At 49.7% G+C, this 25,034-nt stretch carries 27 protein-coding genes; 3 read left to right on the forward strand and 24 right to left on the reverse strand.

Annotation, left to right across the window (positions count from 1 at the left end):
- Positions 1-95: 95 nt before the first annotated feature.
- Genes GNE05_RS19320 through GNE05_RS19370 form a run of 11 tightly spaced genes read right to left on the reverse strand, consistent with a single transcriptional unit; the run spans position 96 to position 10,247 of the window.
- A complete protein-coding gene (locus GNE05_RS19320) occupies positions 96-551 on the reverse strand; it encodes a dTDP-4-dehydrorhamnose 3,5-epimerase family protein (protein WP_003150986.1) in 456 nt (151 codons plus the stop codon).
- Positions 548-1,396: a dTDP-4-dehydrorhamnose reductase gene (rfbD, locus tag GNE05_RS19325; RefSeq protein ID WP_015418465.1), complete on the reverse strand. Its 849-nt coding sequence runs from the start codon at positions 1,394-1,396 to the stop codon at positions 548-550. The genes GNE05_RS19320 and rfbD overlap by 4 nt, the downstream gene beginning before the upstream one ends.
- Before the next feature lie 20 nt (positions 1,397-1,416).
- Entirely contained in the window at positions 1,417-2,364 is a 948-nt protein-coding gene (gene rfbB, locus GNE05_RS19330; RefSeq protein WP_160183104.1) for a dTDP-glucose 4,6-dehydratase, read from the reverse strand.
- A 2-nt stretch (positions 2,365-2,366) separates the two neighbouring features.
- Complete coding sequence (locus GNE05_RS19335; protein WP_029972897.1) at positions 2,367-3,104, reverse strand: sugar phosphate nucleotidyltransferase; 738 nt, start codon at positions 3,102-3,104, stop codon at positions 2,367-2,369.
- 27 nt (positions 3,105-3,131) lie between these two features.
- Positions 3,132-4,136 carry a PseG/SpsG family protein gene (locus GNE05_RS19340; RefSeq protein WP_160183105.1) on the reverse strand — a complete coding sequence of 335 codons (1,005 nt, stop codon included), beginning with the start codon at positions 4,134-4,136 and terminating at the stop codon, positions 3,132-3,134.
- A gap of 1 nt (position 4,137) precedes the next feature.
- Positions 4,138-4,878 (reverse strand): cytidylyltransferase domain-containing protein, encoded by a 741-nt coding sequence (locus GNE05_RS19345; protein WP_201741799.1) that lies wholly within the window; start codon positions 4,876-4,878, stop codon positions 4,138-4,140.
- Positions 4,871-5,992: an N-acetylneuraminate synthase family protein gene (locus GNE05_RS19350; RefSeq protein WP_160183107.1), complete on the reverse strand. Its 1,122-nt coding sequence runs from the start codon at positions 5,990-5,992 to the stop codon at positions 4,871-4,873. The genes GNE05_RS19345 and GNE05_RS19350 overlap by 8 nt, the downstream gene beginning before the upstream one ends.
- Positions 5,992-6,855: a GNAT family N-acetyltransferase gene (locus GNE05_RS19355; protein WP_072176926.1), complete on the reverse strand. Its 864-nt coding sequence runs from the start codon at positions 6,853-6,855 to the stop codon at positions 5,992-5,994. The genes GNE05_RS19350 and GNE05_RS19355 overlap by 1 nt, the downstream gene beginning before the upstream one ends.
- Positions 6,856-8,025, reverse strand: a complete 1,170-nt coding sequence (locus tag GNE05_RS19360; RefSeq protein ID WP_160183108.1) for a DegT/DnrJ/EryC1/StrS family aminotransferase — start codon at positions 8,023-8,025, stop codon at positions 6,856-6,858.
- A gap of 22 nt (positions 8,026-8,047) precedes the next feature.
- The gene (locus GNE05_RS19365) at positions 8,048-9,472 is read right to left on the reverse strand and encodes a capsular polysaccharide export protein, LipB/KpsS family (RefSeq protein ID WP_160183109.1); all 1,425 of its coding nucleotides are present in this window, start codon (positions 9,470-9,472) and stop codon (positions 8,048-8,050) included.
- A gap of 4 nt (positions 9,473-9,476) precedes the next feature.
- On the reverse strand, positions 9,477-10,247 hold the full coding sequence (locus GNE05_RS19370; RefSeq protein ID WP_003150972.1) for a glycosyltransferase family 2 protein: 771 nt from the start codon (positions 10,245-10,247) through the stop codon (positions 9,477-9,479).
- Positions 10,248-10,527: 280 nt separating this feature from the next.
- Here GNE05_RS19370 and gerQ point away from each other — a divergent pair, with 280 nt between their 5' ends.
- Positions 10,528-11,124: a spore coat protein GerQ gene (gerQ, locus tag GNE05_RS19375; RefSeq protein ID WP_014419171.1), complete on the forward strand. Its 597-nt coding sequence runs from the start codon at positions 10,528-10,530 to the stop codon at positions 11,122-11,124.
- A 46-nt stretch (positions 11,125-11,170) separates the two neighbouring features.
- Here gerQ and GNE05_RS19380 read toward each other — a convergent pair whose 3' ends face one another.
- The 8 genes from GNE05_RS19380 to GNE05_RS19415 all read right to left on the reverse strand — a co-directional run bounded on the left by GNE05_RS19380 (position 11,171) and on the right by GNE05_RS19415 (position 16,553).
- Entirely contained in the window at positions 11,171-11,542 is a 372-nt protein-coding gene (locus GNE05_RS19380) for a DUF423 domain-containing protein (protein ID WP_003150969.1), read from the reverse strand.
- 63 nt (positions 11,543-11,605) lie between these two features.
- Positions 11,606-12,925 (reverse strand): purine/pyrimidine permease, encoded by a 1,320-nt coding sequence (locus tag GNE05_RS19385; protein ID WP_003150968.1) that lies wholly within the window; start codon positions 12,923-12,925, stop codon positions 11,606-11,608.
- Between the two features lie 18 nt (positions 12,926-12,943).
- A complete protein-coding gene (locus GNE05_RS19390; RefSeq protein ID WP_160183220.1) occupies positions 12,944-13,366 on the reverse strand; it encodes a YwdI family protein in 423 nt (140 codons plus the stop codon).
- Positions 13,367-13,425: 59 nt separating this feature from the next.
- Complete coding sequence (locus tag GNE05_RS19395) at positions 13,426-14,109, reverse strand: uracil-DNA glycosylase (RefSeq protein ID WP_021494756.1); 684 nt, start codon at positions 14,107-14,109, stop codon at positions 13,426-13,428.
- A 14-nt stretch (positions 14,110-14,123) separates the two neighbouring features.
- Entirely contained in the window at positions 14,124-14,930 is an 807-nt protein-coding gene (locus GNE05_RS19400) for a glycosyltransferase family 2 protein (protein ID WP_007407698.1), read from the reverse strand.
- 84 nt (positions 14,931-15,014) lie between these two features.
- Entirely contained in the window at positions 15,015-15,542 is a 528-nt protein-coding gene (locus GNE05_RS19405) for a hypothetical protein (RefSeq protein WP_046560132.1), read from the reverse strand.
- A gap of 44 nt (positions 15,543-15,586) precedes the next feature.
- On the reverse strand, positions 15,587-16,222 hold the full coding sequence (locus GNE05_RS19410; protein ID WP_160183110.1) for a permease prefix domain 1-containing protein: 636 nt from the start codon (positions 16,220-16,222) through the stop codon (positions 15,587-15,589).
- Entirely contained in the window at positions 16,215-16,553 is a 339-nt protein-coding gene (locus GNE05_RS19415) for a PadR family transcriptional regulator (RefSeq protein ID WP_003150960.1), read from the reverse strand. The genes GNE05_RS19410 and GNE05_RS19415 overlap by 8 nt, the downstream gene beginning before the upstream one ends.
- 149 nt (positions 16,554-16,702) lie before the next feature.
- Between GNE05_RS19415 and GNE05_RS19420 the strand changes: the two genes are divergently transcribed.
- A complete protein-coding gene (locus GNE05_RS19420; RefSeq protein WP_095271322.1) occupies positions 16,703-17,515 on the forward strand; it encodes a bifunctional hydroxymethylpyrimidine kinase/phosphomethylpyrimidine kinase in 813 nt (270 codons plus the stop codon).
- Positions 17,516-17,545: 30 nt separating this feature from the next.
- On the opposite strand, the gene GNE05_RS19425 is transcribed toward GNE05_RS19420, so the two are convergent.
- From GNE05_RS19425 to GNE05_RS19445, 5 genes are all read right to left on the reverse strand, one after another.
- The gene (locus GNE05_RS19425) at positions 17,546-17,821 is read right to left on the reverse strand and encodes a hypothetical protein (RefSeq protein WP_236654852.1); all 276 of its coding nucleotides are present in this window, start codon (positions 17,819-17,821) and stop codon (positions 17,546-17,548) included.
- Positions 17,822-17,884: 63 nt separating this feature from the next.
- Positions 17,885-19,324: a sucrose-6-phosphate hydrolase gene (locus tag GNE05_RS19430; RefSeq protein ID WP_160183112.1), complete on the reverse strand. Its 1,440-nt coding sequence runs from the start codon at positions 19,322-19,324 to the stop codon at positions 17,885-17,887.
- Complete coding sequence (locus GNE05_RS19435) at positions 19,321-20,703, reverse strand: sucrose-specific PTS transporter subunit IIBC (RefSeq protein WP_014419178.1); 1,383 nt, start codon at positions 20,701-20,703, stop codon at positions 19,321-19,323. The genes GNE05_RS19430 and GNE05_RS19435 overlap by 4 nt, the downstream gene beginning before the upstream one ends.
- A gap of 219 nt (positions 20,704-20,922) precedes the next feature.
- Positions 20,923-21,753 (reverse strand): PRD domain-containing protein, encoded by an 831-nt coding sequence (locus tag GNE05_RS19440; RefSeq protein ID WP_014419179.1) that lies wholly within the window; start codon positions 21,751-21,753, stop codon positions 20,923-20,925.
- A 23-nt stretch (positions 21,754-21,776) separates the two neighbouring features.
- Positions 21,777-22,091 carry a hypothetical protein gene (locus GNE05_RS19445; protein WP_003150952.1) on the reverse strand — a complete coding sequence of 105 codons (315 nt, stop codon included), beginning with the start codon at positions 22,089-22,091 and terminating at the stop codon, positions 21,777-21,779.
- Between the two features lie 525 nt (positions 22,092-22,616).
- Here GNE05_RS19445 and GNE05_RS19450 point away from each other — a divergent pair.
- Complete coding sequence (locus tag GNE05_RS19450) at positions 22,617-25,028, forward strand: S8 family peptidase (RefSeq protein ID WP_160183113.1); 2,412 nt, start codon at positions 22,617-22,619, stop codon at positions 25,026-25,028.
- Positions 25,029-25,034: the final 6 nt, after the last annotated feature.

Genomic DNA, 25,034 nt, shown 5'->3' on the forward strand with positions numbered 1-25,034 from the left:
AGTCGACGGTCGTATCTTATTCACTAGCTCCATTCACAGCAAATGCTAACATCAGCACAAAAAAACGAAGACATCCGCTGTCTTCGTCTTGTGCGCTACCGGTGAGCCGTCTGCCAGTCAAATCCGATGGTGTCATCATTCCACGGAATTCTTTTTTCGTCAGGCTGATCCGGATTGTAGGACATCGTCGTGAAATAAATAATGGTCAGCGGGGTTTCGCCCAGCACTCTGTACCCGTGTGCGACGCCTTTGGGAATGAGAAGGAGCATCGGATTGTCTTCTCCCATGTAGTAGACATCCGTTTCTCCCTTGGTTGCCGACTCTTCGCGAAGGTCATGGAGCACGACCTGGGCGTGACCCGTCGGAAAAAACCACAGGTCATCCTGTTTCTCATGATAGTGAAATGCTTTAATGACGCCGGGATAGCTTTTGGACCAGGAAGCCTGCCCGAAACGCTCTAAGAGATGTTCATCGTCACGGACGAGTTCTGAGAAAAAACCCCGGTCATCGCTGTGTTTGATCAGCTTTTTGATTTTTACGCCTTCGATCACTTGCACTGTCCCTCCCTTTGTAAATAATCATGCAGCGCTTCCCGCCAATGCCTCATGCCGAGCCCCTGCCGTTCAATCGACTCAAGACTCAACACCGAATAAGCGGGGCGCGGCGTCTCATTTCCGTATTCCTCCGTCGTGACGGGCAGCACGGCGGCGGTTCTGCCGCTTTCTTCAAAAATAGCCTTGGCAAATTCATACCAGCTGCACACTCCGCTGTTTGCGGCGTGATATAAGCCCGGCGGCCTGTCAAACAGACCGATCACCGTTTCGGCTAAATCCTTTGTGTACGTCGGTGCGCCGACTTGATCGTTAACGACACGCACCTGATCATGTGTATCCGCAAGTTTCAGCATCGTATTGACAAAGTTGTGCCCGCCGCTGCCGTACACCCACGATGTTCTGATAATGGTGTGGTTTTTTCCCGTTAACCGGATCAGTTCTTCGCCGAGTTTTTTGCTTTTTCCGTAAATCGTGCCCGGATCTGCGGGATCGTCGGTCTGGTATGGCCGTGTTCCTTTGCCGCTGAAGACGTAATCGGTGCTGATGTGAATGAATTTCGCGCCGGTGTTTTCAGCCTCAAGCGCGGCATAATAAGCGCCGATTCCGTTTATTAAATACGCTTTGTCGAGCTCCGTTTCACATTTGTCAACGGAGGTGTATGCCGCCGTATTGACGACGATATCCGGCTTGTAATGGCTGAACGAGTGCCGCACCGAACGCTGGTCGGATATGTTCATCATCGCTTTTGTCAAGGCGATCACTTCATACCCTTCCCGCTTCAGCTGGCGGCATAACTCCCGCCCCAGCTGGCCGGCCGCTCCGGTTACTAATACCTTCGTCAATCGGATCACCTTCTTTCCGATTAGTCTTGGCTGTCTGTATACCAGCGAATGGTTCTTCTCATTCCTTCTTCAAATGTGACGTCCTGCCGCCATCCCAGCTCATTTTTCAGCTTTGAAGCATTGATGGCGTAGCGGCGGTCATGCCCTTTTCTGTCTTCGACATGAGCAAACCGTTCCTCGACACCGAGCTCCTTCATGATAAATGACGCAAGCTCTTTATTCGTCCGTTCATTTCCTCCGCCGATATTGTAAATGTCACCGAGTGTTCCTTTTTCCAGGACGAGCTTAATGGCGCGGCAATGGTCTTCGGCAAACAGCCAGTCTCTGATCTGCAATCCGTCGCCGTACAGCGGAACCGGCGTGCCGTTTACGCCATGCCTGATAATGGTCGGAATCATTTTCTCGTGATGCTGGTACGGCCCGTAATTGTTGCTGCATCTTGTAATGATGGCTGGAAGCTTATGAGTTTTCACATAAGACATGACGAGCAGGTCTGAGCTTGCCTTGCTGGCGGAATACGGATTGTTCGGAGAAAGCGGCGTCGTCTCTGTAAAAGCGGGATCATCCGGCGCCAAATCTCCGTACACCTCATCTGTGGAAATGTGAATCAGCCTGCCGGCTTTTCCCTGCAACACCGCGTCCGCCAGTCGGTATGTGCCCATCACATTTGTTGTGATGAACGGCTCTGCCTGATTTATGCTTCTGTCCACATGGGATTCAGCCGCAAAATGAATGACAGCGTCATACATGTGGGAAAAGACTTTGTCAATGTCCTCTTTTTTAGAAATGTCACCTTTGATAAAACGGAAACGGCCGTTCTTTTTTAAGGCTTCTATTTCAAGCGGCCTGCTTGCATACGTGAGATTATCCAGGACGGTAATCTGCGCGTCCGTTTCTTTCAGCATCATCTTTGTGAAGGTAAGGCCGATAAATCCGGCGCCGCCTGTAATTAAATATGATTTTGGCATGATTAATGCTCCTGTCCTTTCTGTATTGCCTGATGCGCCAGGCTTCCGGCGAGGTAGAGCGATTCATGCGTGCCCGCATCCACCCACCAGCCCGTTAACACATCATACGTCAGCTCACTGTGTTCAATGTATAAATTATTGACATCTGTAATTTCCAGTTCGCCGCGTTTTGAAGGGGAAATCTGTTCAATATAAGAAAACACTTCTGCGTCGTACATGTAGATCCCTGTGACGCATAGTCTGGTCGGCGGCTGCTCCGGCTTTTCAATGATCGACTTGATCCGTTTGTTTTCCTCATCAATCTCGGCGATGCCGAAGCGCTCCGGATCGTCCACTTCTTTCAGCAGCACTTTCGCTCCTTTTCCCTGCTTTGCGAAACGCTCCGTATAAGGTTTTAATGAATCTTCAAAAATATTATCTCCCAAAAGCAGGACAAACGGGTCGCGCCCGGTAAACCGCTTTGCGTATGATAAACCGTCGGAAATGCCGGATGCGGCTGGCTGAACCTGATATGTGATTGAGACGCCGAGTTCTTCTCCGGTTTCGAGAAGTTTATGAAATTGCGGAATATATTCTTTTTGCGTAATCAGCAAGATATCCGTAATCCCCGCTTCTTCCAGCTTCATGATCGACCAGTAAATCATCGGATATGGACCGACAGGGAGTAAATGCTTATTGACCGCTTTTGTCAGCGGCATAAGGCGTGAGCCGGTGCCTCCGGCTAAGATAACACCTTTCACATGAACACTTCCTTACGTGTGGTTTTATCACAAATCATAAAGAATCGCCGCCGCCCGTTTGATGCCCCTGCCGTCAACCAGCGGCTTTCCGTTTTGATGAAGTCCGGACCGCATCGGATAATCAGCGGCCATGTCAGACATATGCCGTGCGAGAACGTCCGCTGATATGCATTCACCAAGGCCGAGATGAACGGCGGCCCCCCGTGCGGCGAATTTTTCCGCCGTCTCAGTTTGATGCTCCACTTGAGAAAGTACGATGCAGGGCACACCCGTACAAATGGTCTCATATAAAGTGATCCCGCCGGACACGACGGCCATATCAGCCCTCGAAAGAAGCGCGGCCATGTCATTTGTCTGCCTTACCATCTCGGCATAAGGCATTTGTGTAAGATGCGCGCGCACGTCATCAGCATGAGGCGCGGCGCCGCCCATGACGATGATCACTCGTTTTCGCTGAATATCGGGGATGCGGCGGCATGCTTCCATCACTTTAAAGACAAGCTTCTTCGGGTCGCTTCCTCCTAATGAGACCAATATGGTCCGGCATTCTTTTCTCAGCTGATAGAGCTGCTTTGCTTTTTCAAAACCCGGATGAAGAATGATATATTCCGGGCCTTCATATACCACGGCGCTGCCCATTTGAACCGTCCGGCTTTTCAGCCCTCCGTAAATGCCGTTTATAACGGCATCGCATAAATGAATGACATGTTCCCGTTTTTCTTCAAATAAAACGATACGTGCCGATGAATGCTTTTTGACTTCCTCTAACCATTCACACGGCATATCGAGCAGATCGAATATGAGAAGGTCAGGAGCCTGCCTGTTTATTTCCCGGACAATAAATTCCTTCTGTCCCTTATCAGGCTTGATGATCACTTCCCATTGATCAGAAGACAGATAAGAAGAAGCCTCTTTATTTGTGTAGAACGTTATTGAGCAATTGTTCTTAATGGCATCGGCAAGCAGCTTCATCCGGACCGCGTGCCCCATGCCGATGTCACGGCCCCCGTCCGCGAAAATCAAAACCCGCATGCTAATCAGCCTCTTTTTGCCGGATCATTTGATTAATGGCCCTGAGCTCCGGATCACTATTCAGCAGATGGATCAATTCTCTTGCCGGAATATCAGGACGCGAGCCCGCTTTTACGTACAGCTCGCGGGCCAGCCTGTAGTCCTCTTCTGTATCGACGGTCAGCCGCAAGTGAGGAGCCCGGAGTTCCTGCGGGGGCTCAGGAAAGAGAAGCCGGTACTTCTCAGGAGATTCTCTTATCAAAAGGGTGACATGTTCCTGATATTTGTCCGCCAGCGTTTTGTCGGCATTGATCTCCGTTAAAAGGCGCGCGTTAACCGCCTCGCCGCCGATGCCAAGCGGTGTACCGCAGATATACGTGTAGTCTGCGTGCTGATTTAAATGCGATTGAATCAGAAAATCAAGCAGCGAAGGGTCGACAAACGGGTTATCCCCCGTCAGTCTGATGGCGATGTCCGGTTTTACTTGTTCGATGACTTGTGCAAACCGGTCAAGCACACGCTGCTCGCTGCCGCGGTGCACACGGTAGTGGTTGCTGATGCAGTGCGCAGACAGAATGTCGTCGGTCTTGCTGTCAGACGCGGCGACGATCAGATTATCCCGCGATTGATCATAATACTCGCTTTGCCGAACCCTTTTGACAATCATATCGAGGATCGTATACCCGCCGATCGGTTTCAGCACTTTACCGGGAAGACGCCCGCTTCCCATCCGCGCCTGAATGATAAACAAAATGTCAGTCATCATATGGGCTGCCTTTCGTCAAAAGGTCATCCCAAGTGATGCCCGTGTCGGCGGGGATATCCCTGACCGCACGCGCCCCGGCAGTTAAAAGCTCAAAATATCTCGGGTGAAGCCCCTGCGGTTTTTGGCCGGGACGAAGGACGGCAAGGTTTTCCGCCGTAAAACATTCGCCTTTTTGAATCGGCGCTGTTGAAAAAATGCCTCTGTAAGCGAACCTTCTGATATCCCCTTCAATCGGGGTCGTCGTTTTATGGGAGCTTCCCGACAGCACTTCCGGCACCGGAGCATGATGCCCCTGCCGCAGCTCCGCTTCAACTGAGCGGATCGCCGCAACCATTTCTTTTAATTCATCCGGATTGAGAGCGAAGGAGTGATCAGCACCGGGCAGGTTTTTATCGATCGTAAAATGCTTTTCAATCAGTTTCGCTCCGAGCCTGACAGCCGCGCACGGCACATCATACGGATGGGCGCTGTGATCGGAGAAACCGATCACTGCATCCGGGAATGCGGCGGCAAGCATGGGAATGACGCTCAGATTGCTGTATTCAGGCGGCGCGGGATATTTCGCCACACAATGCATGATCGCAATTTCTGTGTTCCCCTCGCCGGTAATGGTTTGATAAGCCTCCTGAATATCTGAAATATCAGCGCCCGCGGTGGAAAAAATAATCGGGGTCTTCAGCCCCGCGACATATTTCAATAACGGCAGATGGTTCAGCTCGTAGGAGGCGATTTTAAAGGCTGAAGGGGAAGTCGCATACAGTAAGTCGGCAGAGCCTTCGTCACATACCGTACTTAAAAACAGCACGCCTTTTTTCTTACAATATTCAAGCAGCGGTTCGATCCACTCGGCGGGCATTTCCATGGATTGCACCAAAGAAAAAATAGAGACGTTTTTTCCCGCAGCGGTTTTGTACAAGCCGGGGTCTTTCTGATACATTTTGTCAGCCTGAAACATTTGGAACTTGACCGCGTCCGCGCCGGCCTCACTGGCCGCATCTATCAATTCAAACGCCTGGCTCAGTTTTCCGTCATGATTAATTCCGGCTTCGGCGATGATGAATACGGGCGAACCTTCGCCGATTGACTTCGTTCCGATTTTGCATGATGCCATCAGTCCGCCTCCTTCCCGGGCCACACATGATAGTAGTAATAGGACGCATCCGCTTTAAATCCCATTCTTTCATACAGGCGGATGGCTCTTACATTGTGGAGCTGCGTTCCCGCTGATACAGTCTTATGCTGAAAGCGCAATGATTGTTCAATCACGTGCGCCGCTAAATGGAATCCCGCTCCTTTTCCTTCAAAGCCCGGCTTTACCGCCATCAGATCAAGGACGAATTCATCGCCTTTAGACAGCCCCTGAACAAAGCCCACGGTCTCTCCCTTATATGTGGCGGCGAATTGTAACGAAGCTCTGCCTCCCGCGTTATTCCGCGCCCACTCTTCAAACAGGCGGTTTGCACTTTCATAGCTGAGGCGGGGATCTTGGTAATACCTGCTTTTTGTAAAGGCGTCGCGGGCCAGCCGGCTGATCGCTTCCATGTCGCCGGGTCCGGCTTCTGTAATCTCAAACGGCGGCGTGCTGTTATATACACGCACCGGGCTGACGAGCTTGAGCAGACTCCCTACAAAATAAGCGTTCGGAAGCTGCTGAACGACCTGCATCGCCCCGATATCTTCAGCCGGTATTTTAATAAATATAAAATCAGTGCCTGCCGCCCGCCTTGCCGCGTAAAATTCCTGAAACAGCCTTTTGAGCTGTCCGGTGCTGTTTGCGGCTGCAATCTTCACATTGATGATATTTTTTCGGAACAATTGACTTTCCCACGAAGAGTTTTCATATAAAATCACGCCTTGAAGGCTGTTTTCTTCCAATAAACAGAGCGACGATTCATAGGCTTCCGGCTGGATGCCCTTCTGATGCAGGAAGGCATGAATCATGTCCTGAGCAAGATTTTCCCTCAGTCTGTACACCTAATCAGCCCCTTTGACGATATCCGTAACGGCTGCAATGACGTATTCAACGTCGTCATCTGTCATTGACGGATAAAGAGGGAGTGACACGGTGCGGTGATAATACGCTGCCGCGGCCGGAAAGTCAGTTTCCTTATATCCGTACGTTTTTTGATAATACGGATGGAACGGAACCGGAATAAAATGAACACTTGTGCCGATATGATATTGGTCTTTTAAAGCGGAAATCAGATCGTTCCGGCTGACCCCGGCCTCCTGCTCCTCTATTTGAAGAACATACAGATGCCATGCATGCCGCCCGTCATCACTGACATGCGGGACGGTCAGCCCTTTCATGTGTCTGAAGGCGTCTTGGTAGCGGCTCGCAATGTCGGCTCTTCTTTGCTGCATGCTGTCAATCCGTTTCAGCTGATGAAGCCCAAGCGCTGCCTGAAGATCAAACATATTCATTTTATAGCCGGGCGTTTCGACCTCGTAGTACCAGCTTCCGTTTGAAGAATAGCGGTTCCACGCGCCTTTGCTCATGCCGTGAAGGCTGAGCACCCTGATCTGATCGGCAAGCCCGTCATCGTCCGTCGTCAGCATGCCGCCTTCACCGGTTGCCAGGTTTTTTGTCGCGTAGAAGCTGAATGCCGTCGCATCACCGATTGATCCGATCATTTTCTGTTTATAAGTGGTATACACGGCATGTGCGGCATCCTCTAAGACAAATAACTGATGCTTTTCGGCAATGTCCAGAATCCGATCCATATCACATGACTGGCCGGCGAAATGAACGGGTACAATCGCTTTTGTCCGCGGGGTGACGGCCGCCTCAATGTTTTTAGGGTCCGCATTCAGCGTAAGCGGATCGATGTCAACAAACACCGGAACGGCGCCTGTGTGCACGATTGTATTGGCTGTTGAACTGAATGTCACGGCAGACGTGATGACCTCGTCACCGGGACCGATTCCTTTCGCTTTCAGGGCCAAAAACAAAGCGGCGGTACATGAGTTCAGCGCGATCGCGTGCTTTGCCCCCGTCCAGTTGGCAAAGGCTTTTTCAAACGCCTCTACTTTCGGTCCCTTTGAAAGCCAGCCCGATTCAAGCGTATCAATAACCTCCTGAATTTCGTCCTTCCCGATCATGGGCAATGAATAAGGAAGAAAAGCTGATCTTTTTTGCACCATTTTCTTTGCGCTCCTATCTTTTTTATGAAGGGTCAACCCGTCTGAAGCTGACTCCGGTTTTTTCCTGAAGCACTTGGCATAAAGCGGCAAGCGAATCCTGAACCGGGTAGTTCGCGGCGACAAAAGCACGGCGCGCCTGTTCCGCTTTTTGATATTCCGCGGGGCTTTCGCATATCCGGATTAATTCCTGAGCAAGTGCCTGCGGGTCCTCAAAAACAAATTCTCCAAGTGAATGATAATAAGGGTATCGGCGGGTTCCCGCTGATTTTCCGATCAGCACGGGCTTTTGAAACAGCATCGCTTCAAGACCGACCGTTGATGTCTGTGTCACCGCAGCGTCAACATACGGTAGAATATCATACAGCTCCATCTCTTTTTTGATGATTTTGCCTGCTTTATATTTCCGCAGCACCTGATTGTAAGCATCCAGCTTGTTTTTGCCGATTTCCCACGGATGCGGTTTAATAATGAGCTGCATGTTCTTTTGGCCGGCAAGCTCTTCAAGCACGCCCGTATAAAATTCATCAGAAAACGGCTGCGTGGCGATCAGCACCGTCCGCTGTGACGGGAGAAAAGAAAGTTTGCGGTAAAACGTGTCTTGATCTATCGGCTCTCTTGAGAAAATCTCGTCGAAACGGGGATGCCCCGTGATGATGATTTGTTCATCCCTGCAGCCTTTTGCTTTATACCACTCCGCTTCATAAGCCCCGAATACAGCCTGATAGTCCGTAAATACGGGCAGAAACGCTTCATCTCCCATGAGCGCTCCGTGCTGCAGACAGATGCTGACGGCGTTTTTTTTCGCTGACATCAGCGCCAGCACACGGCTGTAAATATCCTCCGTCGTGCCGACTACAACGGCGGAAATCTTCTCGGCCGCAAACAAAATATCAACGGCGTCAATCGCTTCAATAAATAATGGAATGTCTTTATACAAACGTTCCTGAAATTCTCTGTTTCCGAAAGCGGGATGGCTGTGAAGCTCTTTCAAAATGGAATGGGCTTTTTCAATATAAGGGACGGGGTTCCCTTTTTGCCCCATTCCCGTCAGCTCCAATTTGCAGATAACGGGCAGCCCGTAGTGGTCAGGCAGACTCCATCTGGCCAGTACCGCTGTTTTTGCCGGATCAAACTGCCGGTAGTTTCTCTCGGTGAACCGAATATGATCGAAATGCAGAATGACTTTTCCGTTTACCGGTTTCTCATCTGTTTTCTTAATGTTTTGCCTTTTTTGATCATAATATGGCTGTATACCGGCTTCAGGAATATGCTGATCAGCCGGACCGAAAAGCTCTGGGTTCTGCTCCATGCTCTCCCGAAGCGCCGGACTGATATATTGATAAAAATTACTGATCAATGCGAGCGGGATGTCTTTGTAGCGAAGTGACTGAAAAAGGTCAATATACTGCCGGTACAGCACCCAATAATTCGCTAAGTATGCCGACAAGCCCTCACCCCTTTCCAAGCTTTTTTAATGATTCCCTCAGCTCCCGGCACGTGGTCTGCTGCGGAAGGCTGTTCACAAACTCGTTTTTCTCCGCCGCGAAAAGCTGATAATGGATGGATTGATCGGTAATATAATTGATATCAAGCTCCTCAGAAATCGGGTAAAACGGATAAAAATGATTCACTCTCCAGAAGAAACGGGCGTCACCGATCCGGTAAAACGCGGGGCTTTCATCCCAATAGGAACCGAATGCCGATTTGACCTGTTCCAGCACGGAAAACCGGTGCATGACCGAACAATGGTCAATGGCGCACGGCGCGTTCCACACGATCCGTTCGGCGGGCCTGGCCGTCTCCTTCACCGTCTCTTTCCGCTGATTCAGATGATAGGTTTTGGAACTTGAATACACGACGGCTTTTTCCGGGTCTTCATCAAGCTCTTTCACCATTTTCTCAAGCCGTTCCGGCACATACGTGTTGTCGTCGGTCGCATATGTCACGTACTCGCCCTCCGCCATTTCTATTGCCTGATTAATCAAGGCGGCGTAGCGTGTTTTTTCCGTTCTTTCTTTGACGCCCGATACATCGCTTTGATAAAACCGGACGCGGTCATCCGTGAGAAAAGGACGTATTTCCGCCAATGTCGCTTCATTTGAGTTGTCATCCATAATGAACAGCTCAAAGTCCGTAAACGTCTGAGACAGAATACTTTTAATAGAGCGGGCCACATAGTCACTTTTGTTATAGCTCGTCATGATCACTGACACTTTAGGCAACTCGTCACCCCCTTTTCGCACCTGAAACTACCGCTATCATATGTTCATTATGCGGAAGATGCGATAGGAATACAGACTATTATGTGAAAAGTCAGCATTGCGCGCACAAAAAAAGCCGGCTCTGATGTCCGGACTCATTGGAGCGTATTTTCTTTTTTCGCATAAATCTTTCTGCGGGCTCATATGGTGGAATAGATAAAAACAGCAGCTTCTCTGTCGGCTGTCTGATACTTGTCAGGAGGTTTCAGCATGAAGAGGTTTTCATCAAAGGAGGAACAATATGAAACCGAAAAAGAATCAATATCAGCAAATGCAAGGGATGGGGATGGGAATGGATATGCAAGGATACCAGCCGCAGCTCGGGCCTAATCCTTATCCGCAGCCTCAGGGCGGCCAAGGATCGCAAATGATGCCGATGCAGCAGCAAATGACAATGCCGATGCAGCAAGGTCAGCAGGGCTTCGGCGGGGGGTTTCCCGGCCAGCCGCAGCAGCAGGGCCAGCAGGGCTTCGGCGGGGGGTTCCCCGGCCAGCCGCAGCAGCAGGGCGGCGGCAGCTTTCAGATTCCGTCAGGTCCATCATCGTCACAAAACGTTCCCGGCATGCTGCCGATTGAAGAGTCATACATTGAAAATATTCTGCGGTTGAACCGGGGCAAAACGGCGACGATTTATATGACATTTGAAAACAGCAAAGAATGGAATTCAAAGATTTTCCGCGGTGTGATTCAGGCGGCGGGACGTGACCATATCATCATCAGCGATCCGAAAACGGGCACCCGCTATCTGCTTCTGACCATTTACCTTGATTACATCACGTTTGATGAGGAAATCGCTTATACTTATCCGTACTCCATGTCTTCTTATTCTCCGAGATAAATCAAAAAGCCAATCGCTCACTTGACAGAGGATTGGCTTTTTTTCTTTATAAATATTTGACGGCCGCGACGATAATCATAATCCAAGAGATGATAAACGCCACGCCGCCGAGCGGTGTAATCGCGCCGAGAATGGAAATCTGCGTCACGCTCAATACGTACAGGCTTCCTGAAAACAGAACGATGCCTGCAAACATCAGCCAGCCCGCAACAGAAACACTGCCTGCGCCAGAAAGCTTTTCGGCCAAAAACGCGACAGCCAGAAGACCGAGCGCGTGATACATATGATATTGCACGCCTGTGTGCCACACCTGCAAATATTTATCGGGGATTTTCCCTTCAAGCCCATGCGCGCCGAAAGCGCCCAGCGCCACGGCCAATAAAGCGTTAATCGCACCAAGAATAATAAACACTTTCATCTATTTTTCTCCCGCCTTTTCGTTAAAGTTTCCAATTCAATCATAACCCAACATCGGCAAAATTCAACGTCCGTCATCCGATGACACGAGATTGTCGGATTTTTTCTTTTTGATAAGCTGGATTCGGTCAATCGCTATCGCCAGCAGCGTCCCGAGCACAAGGCCGTTGCTTAAGAGCGAAATCAGGATCGGATGCATCCCTGATAACGCGCTCTCCGGCACAAACATTACGCCGACCCCCGTGAGGAGCGCCAGACCGATAATGGAGCGGATTCGTTTTTGCTCCGCTTTCTCATAAGAGTCAAACTCTGTAAAGGCAAGACCCGCCATCGTGGAGAAAACGACGAAGTTTACCGCAAAGCCGACCGGTGAGGGCAGACTCGCAAACGCATTCATAAATAGCGGGATCATACTGATGATCATGACAAATACACTTCCCAAAAGAAACGGCTTTTTCGAAGGAAGCTTCGTCGTCTCAATAAAACCGGCCGCCCCTGAAATCGGCACAGGCGCAATGCCCCCTGACAGCCCGCTCAAAAGGTGGCTGATCGAAGCCGCAAACCCTGCCGGACGCTCACGCCGTTTCCCAACGGTGCCGCCGAATTTTTTCACCGCCGCTTCTACAACCCGGATGCTCGCGAGCATGTTGACAATCAAAAGCACGGTAATGAAGAGTGACGTAATGATCAAGCCGCTGTCAAACACGGGTTTTCCAAACGGAAAAAGAACCGGCAGCTGAATCACGCGATCCGGTATCTGAATCGGTTTGGCAGCGCCGAAGACGGCGAATAAGATCCATCCGCCGGCAAGCGAAAGGAGAATCGCATACTGTCTTAAGAACGTAACATTTGATCGGGACATGATGAACATCGCCGCCGTCACAACCATGGCGAGCCCGAATACAAGGCCGTCGACGCTGTTTTTTAAATAGCCGATGCCCAAAAGGCCTTTCACAATCGGCTGACTCAGCTGCATGACCAACAGCAGCAGATACACACCGGTCACAACCGGCGTAAACAGCACGGCCAGCCGTTCAATCACTTTAAAAAGGCTGAACAAAAAGAAAAAGACAGCGCTTAATAACAGCGCCCCCTGCAGCGCCCGCAGCGTCTCGCCGAATGTCGCAAACACCGTGCCCGTCAGTCCGCCGTAAATCGTGTATACGCCCCACCATAAGCCTGCCGGGCTTTCATTAATCGGCAGACGATGTCCCTGGAGACATTGGATGACCGCAGCGACGCCAAGCACAAAAAATGTGCTCTGAATCAATGCGGCAGAATCGGCATGGTTCAAGTGAAATGATTGTGCGATGGCGACAGGAACTACAATCGCAGCCGCAATCATAAATGCCGTCCATTGCAAACCCCCGAGTATCAGTTTCAAGTCAATCAACCTCTCCTGTTAAAAATCGAAAATGGAATCCCCGTTTCCGTCTTCCTCACGTTCGTCTTTCGCTTTTTTCTGATATTGGTTCAGCCCGGCGCTGCCCATCATTTTTTCAAGCAGCAGCGGGTCTGTCGAAGGAGACGCGGAAGGTTTCGGCGCCGCTTTCGGAATCGGATTCTGCACAGGCGCCGGAGCGGTGTGCGTCTGAGTGCCGAGCACGACATCACACAGAGAGCGGATGGCGGCCGCGTGCATTTTGACCTCCTCGGTGCGGGTCGCCGTTTTCGCCTGCCTCAGTTCTTCTTCCATCTTCTGAATCAGAGCAGAAATATGTATGTTCATGAGTAAATCCTCCAGCAGTAATTTGTCTTCTTCCTGCATTTTATCAAATTTCTGAGCGAATCGCAGAATTGAGTTTGTTATTTTTTCTGACCGCATACCGCCCGGAACGTCAAAAAAGACGCTTCCGCCGGGCGGAAGCGCCTCAAAAAAAACGTTTATTGCGGCAGGTCGGGGATGCACCAATCGATCGGCTGCTCCCCCATTTTTTCAAGGGCGGCGTTTGTACGGGAAAACGGTCTGCTCCCGAAAAAACCGTTCCTTGCCGAAAACGGGCTCGGATGAGTCGATTCAATAATAATGTGTTTCGATGTGTCAATGCGCTCTTTTTTCATCTGCGCGTGACGCCCCCACAGGATAAAGACAATCGGCTTCTCTCTTTCATTCACCACATCAATGATGCGGTCAGTGAGCCGCTCCCATCCCTTGCCTTTGTGGGAATTGGCCTGACCGCGGCGAACCGTAAGCACTGTGTTTAACAAAAGCACTCCCTGCTTCGCCCAGCTGACGAGCGATCCGTGGTTCGGTACGGAGCAGCCGATATCTTCCTGAAGCTCTATGAAAATATTTTTCAAAGACGGCGGCTGTCTGACCCCGGGCTGAACGGAAAAACTAAGCCCGTGCGCCTGTCCTGGCCCGTGATACGGGTCCTGTCCGAGAATGACCGCTTTTACATCCTCATAGGGCGTATAATGCAAGGCGTTAAAAATATCATGGCTGTCAGGATAAATCGTTTGGCTGCTGTATTCTTGTTTCAGCATCTCTCTCAGCTCTTGATAATACGGTTTGTCAAATTCATCTTTCAGCTGATTCCACCAGCTGTCCTTTAAAAGCTGTTTCAAACTGTCCGTCCCCCTTATGAACTGTGCAGTCTTGAATGGACGGGCTTTCCGTCCCACACAATGTCAGTCGGCGCCTCCCGCCTCTTCATGTCCGGCTCTTCAAGAAGAACCGCGAAGTTTTTCGTCGGGAGCTCCCCAAGCCCGTGCTTTTCGCTTAACCGGTCTAAGTACCGCTTCCGTTTGCCGCCGAGATCCGCGGACTGATTGCCGCCTCCCTCAAAAAACGCATATATGACGCTCGCGCAAGGAACACGCTTCACACGGTGCTGTTTCGCGGCGCGCAAATAAAAGTCCCAGTCCCAATAATTATGGACATCCGGATCAAAATACCCTAACGTGTCATGCAGAGAACGCCTGTACATGCTGCCCGACGGAACGTACGTGGAAAACACCCGCATATCCGCATAATCCGCCGTATAGGCGAACGGCTTTCGTGACACCGGGTATCTCGTGCCGCCCCGTTCTTCAAATGACACAATTTCCGCGTCAGAATGGACAAAATCCGCATCAGCAAGTGCAGCCGCCATTCTTTCCAAATGGCCCGGCGTAATGAAATCATCATCATCGCACAGCATGATACAATCACCCGACGCTTTTTTCACACCTGCGTTCCGCGCTTCCACATGTCCGGCATTCTGTTCTAAATCAATAATCTGAATCGGCAGATCGCTGTACAGCTGCTTCGCTTGTTCGACCGATTCCCCGGCATCATTTACGATGATGACTTCATAAGGCTTTATGGTCTGCATGGAAATCGACTCCAGCAGCTCACACAAAGCCGGAATCCGGTTATACGTGACTATGACAATTGATATATTCATGACCCGCTCCTTCTGCTTTTTCTCATGTTCTATTAAAACATAAAGCGGCGGAGAGATCAGGGGGGATTTTTGATTTCGGCCCATTCAGAAACAAATCCAGGTCATGCCCGCCAGCAAAACGAGAATGATCAGAAGGTCTCCCCAAACAGTGCATACCGCCTTGGCATTAAGTCTGCCCGCCTCCATGGCGTTCCAAAGTTTTGATTGATAAACAGGCACCAACACCATCGCATAGCATGTGCACAAGCAGACAAAAGCCGGCGGGACAAGCGCACATCCATCCTCATGCCAATCATGAATCAGTTCCGGTATACTCACTCCGCTGTCAATGTACAAGTATAATATACCCGCCAGCGGAATGAGCGAACTGATCTGCAGCTCGAAAAGTTTCACCTTCCACTCACGCGCAAACGAAACGGCCCAAATCCATCCCAGCGCATAAAACAATAGAAGAAGCAAAATACTGAAAACAACAAAAATAGCGTCTTGCATCCCATTCAGAACCATAATAAAAAGACTCCCAACGGGCAATGCAAGAACCAAGCCGCAGACGGTAAATACGGTAACGGCTATTTGGGCGCACGCGCCGTACATCCACGAACCTAATCTCATTTTAACACCCCTATATAGATTCCCTATGTATATAGTGAAAAAGATCAGGCAAGTCTCTGCCTGCCTGCATAAAAACCTATTTTGCCGCAAAACGGAAAACATACCGTCACAACAGCGCATACTGCCGCAAAACTCGGTGTGACCGCCGAAGGAAACAGCCCAGCCGGAACCAGATTGAACAAAAAGACAAACATAAAACATAGATTCGGCACCATTGAAGCCCATACCGTCCGCTCAGCAAGCTTTTTGCCGCCAGCCCCGAACTCCTTGCCAGCTTGATAGCCGATTTGGAACCAATACAGCACATAACCGATCATAATCAGCCATACTGACACGGAAATCCCTTTCCACAGCGCGTCAACAGCGGGATGAATCTTCCACGCGTGCATCATCGTAATCATCGCCCCCATCACAAAAAGACCGCAGTTGCAGAACAGATAAAAGAACATAAAAGTCCGCGCGGGCACCGCCGAAGCTTTTTGAAAAGCAGAGATAATCTCAGACGGAGTCCCCACTTCCCGCAGAATAAGCGCCATCGCTTCGCTTTCGGTTTTGCCTTTTTCCAGATGATCACATATGGCATGATGAATATGGCTTTCGATTTCCTTTAATAATTCACGGCTTCCGGCCTTGCCTTCCAGCCCTTTTCTGATTTCCTGCACATAAAGGTCTTTATCCATTCTGCCCGCCCCGCTTCAGCATCCGGTCCATCAGAGCAGAGAACAGATTCCATTCCTTCGTCCGTTCGGCTAGAATGTTTTTTCCTTCATCGGTGATCCGGTAATATTTTCGGTCCGGCCCTTTGGTCTGCTTTTCCCAGTAAGAAGAAATATAGCTTTGGCGTTCAAGCTTATGAAGCGATGGGTACAGCGTGCCTTCCTTCATTTGCAGTTCATTCCCGCTTCTTTTCTCCATTTCTTTCACAAGTTCATACCCGTACATGGGCCGTTCATTCAGCAGCGTCAGCACCAGAATGACCGTGCTTCCCTTTACAAGCTCCCTGTTGAGCATTTATTTTTTCACCCTTACCTAGTAATCTTATGTAGGTATTGTACGCACATCCCCCGCGGCTGTCAAATCATTCCTCCAAGCCTTCCGTATTGTGATCGGGAGAAAATCTAACTATAATGAGATATAAAACACTGATGGAGGCCATTGATATGTCAATGCACAAAGCACTTACTATTGCCGGTTCTGATTCCAGCGGCGGCGCGGGAATTCAGGCCGATTTAAAAACATTTCAAGAAAAAAACGTATACGGAATGACGGCTTTGACCGTGATCGTAGCAATGGACCCGGAGAACAGCTGGGATCATCAAGTATTTCCGATCGATGCTGATACGATTCGCGCACAGCTGGCGACGATTGTTGACGGAATCGGCGTAGACGCCATGAAAACGGGAATGCTCCCTACCGTGGAGATCATAGAGCTTGCGGCGAAAACGATTAAAGAAAAACAGCTGAAGAATGTCGTTATCGATCCTGTCATGGTCTGCAAAGGAGCGAACGAAGTGCTGTATCCGGAGCATGCCGAAGCGCTTCGCACCCAATTGGCGCCGCTGGCAACCGTCATCACGCCAAACCTGTTTGAAGCAAGCCAGCTGAGCGGTATGGATGAATTAAAAACGGTGGAAGACATGAAAGAAGCGGCCAAGAAAATTCACAAACTCGGCGCGAAATATGTATTGATTACAGGCGGAGGCAAATTGAAACATGAAAAAGCGATCGACGTGCTGTATGACGGAGAAACCGCGGAAGTATTAGAAAGCGAAATGATTGATACACCTTACACGCACGGAGCCGGATGCACATTCTCCGCCGCCGTGACGGCAGAACTGGCCAAAGGCGCTGAAGTGAAGGAAGCCATCTATGCGGCGAAAGAATTTATCACCGCGGCAATCAAAGAATCCTTCCCGCTGAACCAATACATCGGACCGACTAAACATTCGGCGATGCGTCTTAGCGGAAAATAAAATAAATATCCCCCTCATGATCGAGGGGGATTATTTCATTTTTTTCGCGGATGACCGTAAAAACATCTCAATCGATTGCACAAACAGCGCATATTCCTTCATCTGTTCATATGTATGCATCAGCCGTTCACTCCATTCATTGTGCGGCTCAGCCCTCTTGAGCATGCGATTCAGCTGAAGCAATACTTCTTTATATTCTTCCCGCTTATCTTCCACTTGCTCTGCGGCTTTGACAAGTAAACATTTCGGCGTCATCTTCTGATTTTTCAAAACTGAGAAAACAACTCCTTTTATTCCTGGAATCATAGTCTTTCGTTTGAAGAATAGCACAGATGGCATAGGTTTCACATAAGAAAAAAGAACGATTTTCTACAAAAGCGTCCAAATCGAGCCATTTATTTCCGTTTTTCCTATCGAAGTGACGGTTACGTCATCATTTCCCGGGAAAGGAAAATATCTGGCGCTGAATACCTCTTCTCCATCATTCAAAAACAATTCGATGGAGGATGCATCCAGAAAGAGCTGCACGGAATGCACCCCGCTGACGGCGCAGCTTCTCGTTTCTTTTTCTTCTCCGCTGAAAGCGGTGCGCTCCAGCACAGCCAGCCCCTCTTCCTGATGAAATATAAACCGGGCCGCGTCCCGAATTGAGATTTCAAAACCGGATTCGCAAGTGATGTCTTCCAGCAGCACTTCAGCCTGGGATGCATCTTTCACCGGCAGGCTTACAGACGAGCAATTCAATTGAAGACGGCGCTTTTGCTCATCCGTGCGGCGTAATTTCATTTCCGGAAGCGGACGCTGTATGATTCTGCCGTTGGACAGTGACAGCTGTCTCGGCATCGTTAAGCAGTGAATCCAGTGATACGCATGTGTCGGATGTTTGTCCTCATGCTGATCCGGAACGCCCATCCACGCGAACAGAATTCTCCGTCCCTTATCATCTTCCAGCGTCTGCGCCGCGTAAAAATCAAATCCTCTGTCAAGCTCCGTAAATTCACCGTGCTTAAATTCTGGCGGCTCTGTATGCAGCCTGCCGAGGAAATAGCCCGCCTGGTGACTGTTATGATATTTTATCCCGTCGGCTTCAAGCCCCTGCGGACATACGAGCAGCACGTCGGTTCCGTCAAGGGAAAACAGGTCGGGACATTCCCACATATAGCCGAATGACCCGAGACCGCCGGAGTCCGCCCCCGCAATCGCACCGAGAAACGTCCAATCCGTCAAATTCTCTGATGTAAACAACACAGCGCTTCCGGTGAGCTTTTCTGTCTGCGCGCCGAGCACCATGTAATACGCTCCGTCTTTCTTCCATACCTTCGGATCACGGAAATGAGCGGTATAGCCTTCCGGGAGACGCGCGACGACTCCTTTTTTTTCAAACACGATCCCGTCTTCGGATACGGCGAGGCATTGATACGTTTCCCGATTGCCTTCTCCGTCACGGACATTGCCTGTGTACATTAGGCAGAGCCGCCCGTCTTTTTCGATGGCGCTTCCGGAATAACAGCCGTTTTTGTCATACCACTCACCCGGCGCAAGCGCGATTTCTTCCTCTTTCCAATTAACGAAATCCTTCGTCGTCACATGCGCCCAAAATTTCGCGCCGTGCCCCGTATGAAATGGCTGCCATTGAAAAAACAAGTGATATACGCCGTTCCATTGAATCACGCCGTTCGGATCATTTAAAAGCCCGACCGGCGGCATAATATGATAGTTCTGGCGGTATGGATCTGACGCGGCTGTTTCTTGCCGCTTCTTTTTCGCTTCCTCAGCCTGCAGGCGCAGCTCTTGATCCGGTGTCCTCATTTGACGGCCTCCTTTTCTTTAGCTCCCATAATATAAGCGGCAATAAACGCCGAGACAGAGGCGATGCCCATTCCGATCAGATAGTTTATAAGATTTCCTAAACCGAGCGGAGCCGTGATGGCAATCATCGGAATTCCGGTCAGACCGTAGGCATTGGCGGCGACACCGGTCACCACGACATAGGCTCCGCCCAGCGCTCCGCCGATCATTCCCGCGATAAACGGCTTGCGGTATCTTAGGTTCACACCGAAAATGACTGGTTCGGTTACGCCGAGAAAAGCGGAAAATGCGGCAGGCAAAGCGATTTCTTTCATTTTCGCTTTTTTCGTCAGGAAAAATACAGCCAGTCCCGCCGCGCCCTGAGCGACATTCGCCATCGACCAGATAGGAAGGATATAGTTTCTGCCCAAATCAGCGATGAGGCCGGCCTCAATCGCATGAAAGCTGTGATGCACACCGGTAAGCACAATAAGCGGATAAAGACCTCCGAAAAGCAGTCCGGCAACAATGCCCGCATGATCATACACATACGTCAGCGAGACGGTTATGCCTGATCCGATCGCCCTGCCAAGCGGACCGATTGCGATAAAGGTGATAAATCCTGTGACAATCACCGTGACAAACGGCGTGACCAATAAATCGAATGCGTGAGGCACAATTTTTCTCGTGCCCTTTTCCACTTTGCTCATAATGTAAACGGCTAACAGTACGGGGATGACCGTCCCTTGGTAGCCGAGCAGCGCAATGTCGAAGCCGAAGAGCTGCATAAAATCAGGCGGTACATCCGCAAGCCCCCACGGATTCAAAAGCGCCGGATGGATCATAATTCCCCCGAGCACGGCACCGAGAAAGGCATTACCGCCAAATTCCTTCGCCGCGCTGAACCCGATGAATACGGGCAGGAAGATAAACGCCGCGCTTGAAAACATGTCTAGAAGCTTAAACAGCGATGATTGTTCAGACACCCAGTGAAAAGCCTTCATCATGCCGAGCAGCCCCATTAAAAGTCCGCTTGCCACGATAGCCGGAATGATGGGAACGAATATGTTAGACAGTGTCTTCGCAAATCTTGCGGCCGGATTCAGCTTTTTTTTCGCTGCGTCCTGATGTGTCTCACGATCCTCCCGCTCCAAATCGGCTTCTTTTGAAAAAGCGTCATACACTTTATTCACGAGGCCGGTGCCGAATATAATCTGATATTGCCCCGAGCTGCTGAAAGCCCCTTTTACTCCTTCTGTCTCTTCAATGCCGGCCTGGCTGATCTTCTGTTCATCTTGAATGACGAGCCTGAGCCGTGTGGCGCAATGTGTCGCGCTGATGATATTTGATTTCCCTCCGATGTGTTTGATAAGCTGTTTTGCCGTTTCTTGATAATTCATTATGTATCCCCCTTTCTAAAATCAAAAAAGACCTAAAATTCGCCAATGAAAAAGGTCAGCATGATCCCTTTTTCATGTACGCAAATTTTAGGTCTTGCCTGCATTACCAGTCACAATCCCGCCGGATTCAGTTTTTTTAATGCGCTTTCATTCTATTCCATGATAGCGCTTTCGTCAATATGTTTTCAAAAAAAAAGTCTGTTTCTCGAAACAGACGCGTTATTCCGGGTTTTTTTGCAGACGCTGGACATGCAGCGTGATATAGCCGGCCTCGGATTCCGGCAGTTCCAAATCATATTCAGTTTTTAAAAACGCCGCCAGTTCAAGCGCACACCGATAAGCAAACGGATACTTTTTTTGGATGAAATAAAGCATCTCCTCGTCCATGGAATGGAGTGCTTCATTTGAGTCCAACCGGCTGACCGCATACCGTAAGTGCGTGACGAGGCGCTGATAGGAAATACTGTCTTCATCCACCTTCTGTTCGAAAAAGGATTCGATCTTTTCGATCATTTCTTTGATCATGGTTGTATGCTTCATCGCCGAATACATGCTTTTGGCATCCGCCTTGGCAGTGTGGATATGAAGCGCGATATACCCCGCCTCATCATCAGGCAATGATATACCGAGGGTTTGTTTCACGTGTTCAACCGCCCAGCGGCCGATCTCATATTCTTTTTTATAAAGCGCCTTAATTTCATGAAGCAATCGGTTATGCACCTGAAGGCCGTTTTGAATCCTTTCGATCGCAAAGGATAAATGGTCCGCCAGCGCAATGTGGATGTGATCGTTCAAAGGTGCCGCAAGCTCTCCCTCCGCATGGCTGATGATATCTTCAGCCGCCTCTATATGCTCTTCGGGAAGCGTTTCTAACACTTGTTTGAACTTTTCATTTTCGTCGTGCACGACAAATATTTTTTCAATTTTATGCTTTTGAATCACATCATTTTTTCTCTTTTGAAAAGCGATTCCGGGACCCATTACGATCTTTTCCCGTCCGTCTTCTTTTATTAACGCCGCATTGTTGTTTAATACTTTGTCTATTCTCAAGAGGTTCGCTCCCGTTCATATGTTTAGTGGGATTGTACCCTCTTTTTCATATGATGTAAAGGTGCCGGACCCGCGCGCTCCCGTTTCGGCAATTCTTTGCGGACAGGCATCCATCGGTTTTTATCCAGCCTGCCGCGGGCCGATTTCGTTTCATCGGTCAAATCCGCCGATCGGACACGGCTCACAAACGAAAAAGCCCCAGCCGTCCGCTTCGCTTTCTTATGATAAGCCGCTTGGTTTCCGTACACGGCGGCTAATGGATATCTTCCGTTACCCGGCGCCATCCAGTTCATCAGAAAGACCATCCACACCCGTAAAGATACTAGCAAACGTTTCATTGCAAATCATCCCTCCGCTTCTTTTTGACAGACAGCTTGTTCGCAGGCCTGTTTTTCTCTCCGCTTTAACGGAAAAGGCGGCCGATCCTTCTCCGCTAAAAACTAGCGGGTCTAGCAACCCTATGACTCTATGATAGACGCGGCCGGGCGAATTGTTTGTCACAATATGAGTGAAAAAACAAACTAGTTTTCAGAAGTTTTGTTGAAAGCTGATGGAAATGACCTGAAAAATGGAAAAGCCGATAAAAAAAGTTATACACACCTTATCCCTTGGTTAAGCACAGCTTAAACACAGGGTATATCCACATATCCACAAACTCGATCTATATTTTGTATAGGAACACTCGTTCCCAACAATATATATACACAAATTTATTCAGTTATACACAGGATTCTGTGTATAACTCCCTCCTTATTCACAGACCAATTTCCATAAATGAGTCATATGTCACAAGGATTATTTTGAATTTTCAAGAAATATATACTAGATTTCTAATTTAGATAAAGAAAAAGGGGGAAACACGATTGAAAAAAGGAATCATCCGTTATCTGCTTCCGGCTTTTGTCTTATCCTTTACCTTATCCACAAGTTCACAGGCTGCGCCGGCTTCAAAACCGCAAACTCCTGATCTTGAGAAGGCTGAGGTGTTCGGTGACATTGATATGACCACCGGCAAACAAACGACAGTCATCGTGGAGCTGAAGGAAAAGTCACTGGCGGAAGCAAAGGAACTCGGCAAAGCACAGACAAAAAGCCAGCTGAAAAGCGAACGCGCAAAAGTGAAAAAGAAAGCGCTCAAAACCATTAAACACGGAAAAATCAACAGGGAATATGAGCAAGTGTTTTCCGGCTTCTCCATGAAACTCCCGGCAAATGAAATCCCCAAACTGCTGAGTGATCAGGATGTCAAAGCGGTTTATCCGAATGTCACCTATCATACCGATCAGCTCAAAGATAAAGACATCACCCTATCTAAGGATGCCGTGTCTCCGCAGATGGATGACAGCGCGCCTTATATAGGGGCAAATGACGCGTGGAAGCTCGGCTATACGGGTAAAGGCGTCAAGGTTGCCATTATTGACACCGGTGTCGAATATAAACACCCTGACTTAAAGAAAAATTTCGGACAATATAAAGGATACGATTTTGTGGATAACGACTACGATCCTGAAGAAACGCCGTCCGGTGATCCGAGAGGCGCGTCGACTGACCACGGAACCCATGTCGCGGGCACGGTAGCGGCAAACGGAACGATTAAAGGCGTCGCGCCGGATGCTACACTCCTTGCCTACCGTGTGCTCGGTCCGGGCGGAAGCGGAACAACGGAGAACGTCATCGCCGGCATCGAACGCGCCGTACAGGACGGAGCGGATGTCATGAACCTCTCTCTCGGCAATTCTGTGAATAACCCAGACTGGGCGACAAGCACGGCGCTTGACTGGGCTATGTCAGAAGGCGTCACGGCCGTTACATCAAACGGAAACAGCGGGCCGAACAATTGGACCGTCGGCTCTCCGGGAACGTCCAGAGAAGCCATCTCCGTCGGAGCGACCCAGCTGCCGCTGAACGAGTACGCCGTCTCCTTCGGTTCCTATTCCTCAGCGAAAGTAATGGGCTACAACAAAGAAGATGACATAAAAGCACTGAATAAAAAAGAAACAGAGCTCATAGAGGCGGGTATCGGCGAGCAAAAGGATTTTGAAGGCAAAGATCTGAAAGGAAAAGTCGCTGTCGTCAAACGGGGCAGCATCGCCTTTGTCGATAAAGCCGACAACGCCAAAAAAGCGGGCGCGATCGGTATGGTTGTGTATAACAATGCCCCGGGAGAAATTGAAGCCAACGTACCGGGCATGTCAGTGCCGACGATTAAGCTTTCATCAGAAGACGGCGAAAAACTCGTCAGCCAATTAAAAGCGGGCGGCACAAAAGCGACATTCAATTTATCCGTGGCTAAATCGCTCACTGAACAAATGGCAGACTTTTCGTCACGCGGTCCGGTTATGGACACGTGGATGATTAAACCTGACGTCTCCGCTCCCGGCGTAAACATCGTCAGCACCATTCCGACCCATGATCCGGCCGACCCGTACGGCTACGGATCGAAGCAGGGAACGAGCATGGCTTCCCCGCATGTAGCCGGCGCAGCTGCCGTTATCAAGCAGGCCAAACCGAAATGGAGCCCGGAACAAATAAAAGCCGCTCTCATGAACACCGCGGAAACCTTAACGGACGCGGACGGTGACGTATACCCGCATAATGCGCAAGGCGCCGGAAGCATCAGAATCATGAAGGCGATCAAAGCAGACTCCCTTGTCGCCCCGGGAAGTTATTCTTACGGAACGTTTATGAAAGACAAAGGCAATGAAACGAAAAAAGAAACCTTTACGATTGAAAACCAATCGTCCATCAGAAAATCATATCAGCTCGAGTACTCTTTCAACGGCACGGGCATTACCGTTTCGGGCACAGACCGGGTCGTGATCCCCGCTCATCAAACCGGAAAGGTCAATGCGAAAGTAAAGGTCAATGCCAAAAAAGTAAAGGCAGGCACCTATGAGGGAACCGTCACAGTGCGTGAAGGCGGAAAAACAGTCGCAAAAGTGCCGACGCTGCTGATTGTAAAAGAGCCGGACTATCCGCGCGTGACGTCAATCGACGTGCAGGACGGCACAACGCAGGGAACCTACCAAATTGAAACCTATCTTCCGGCGGGAGCTGAAGAGCTTGCCTTCCTTGTATATGACAGTAATCTTGACTTTGCCGGCCAAGCCGGCATTTATAAAAAGCAGGATAAAGGCTATCAATATTTCGACTGGAACGGCAAAGTCAATGGTGACACCGCACTGCCGGCAGGAGAATATTATATGCTGGCCTATGCCGCGAACAAAGGGAAATCAAGCCAGGTGCTGACTGAAAAACCTTTTATCATTGAATAACCGAAC

This window comes from Bacillus sp. AM1(2019) (assembly GCF_009906915.1).
Lineage (GTDB): Bacteria > Bacillota > Bacilli > Bacillales > Bacillaceae > Bacillus > Bacillus velezensis.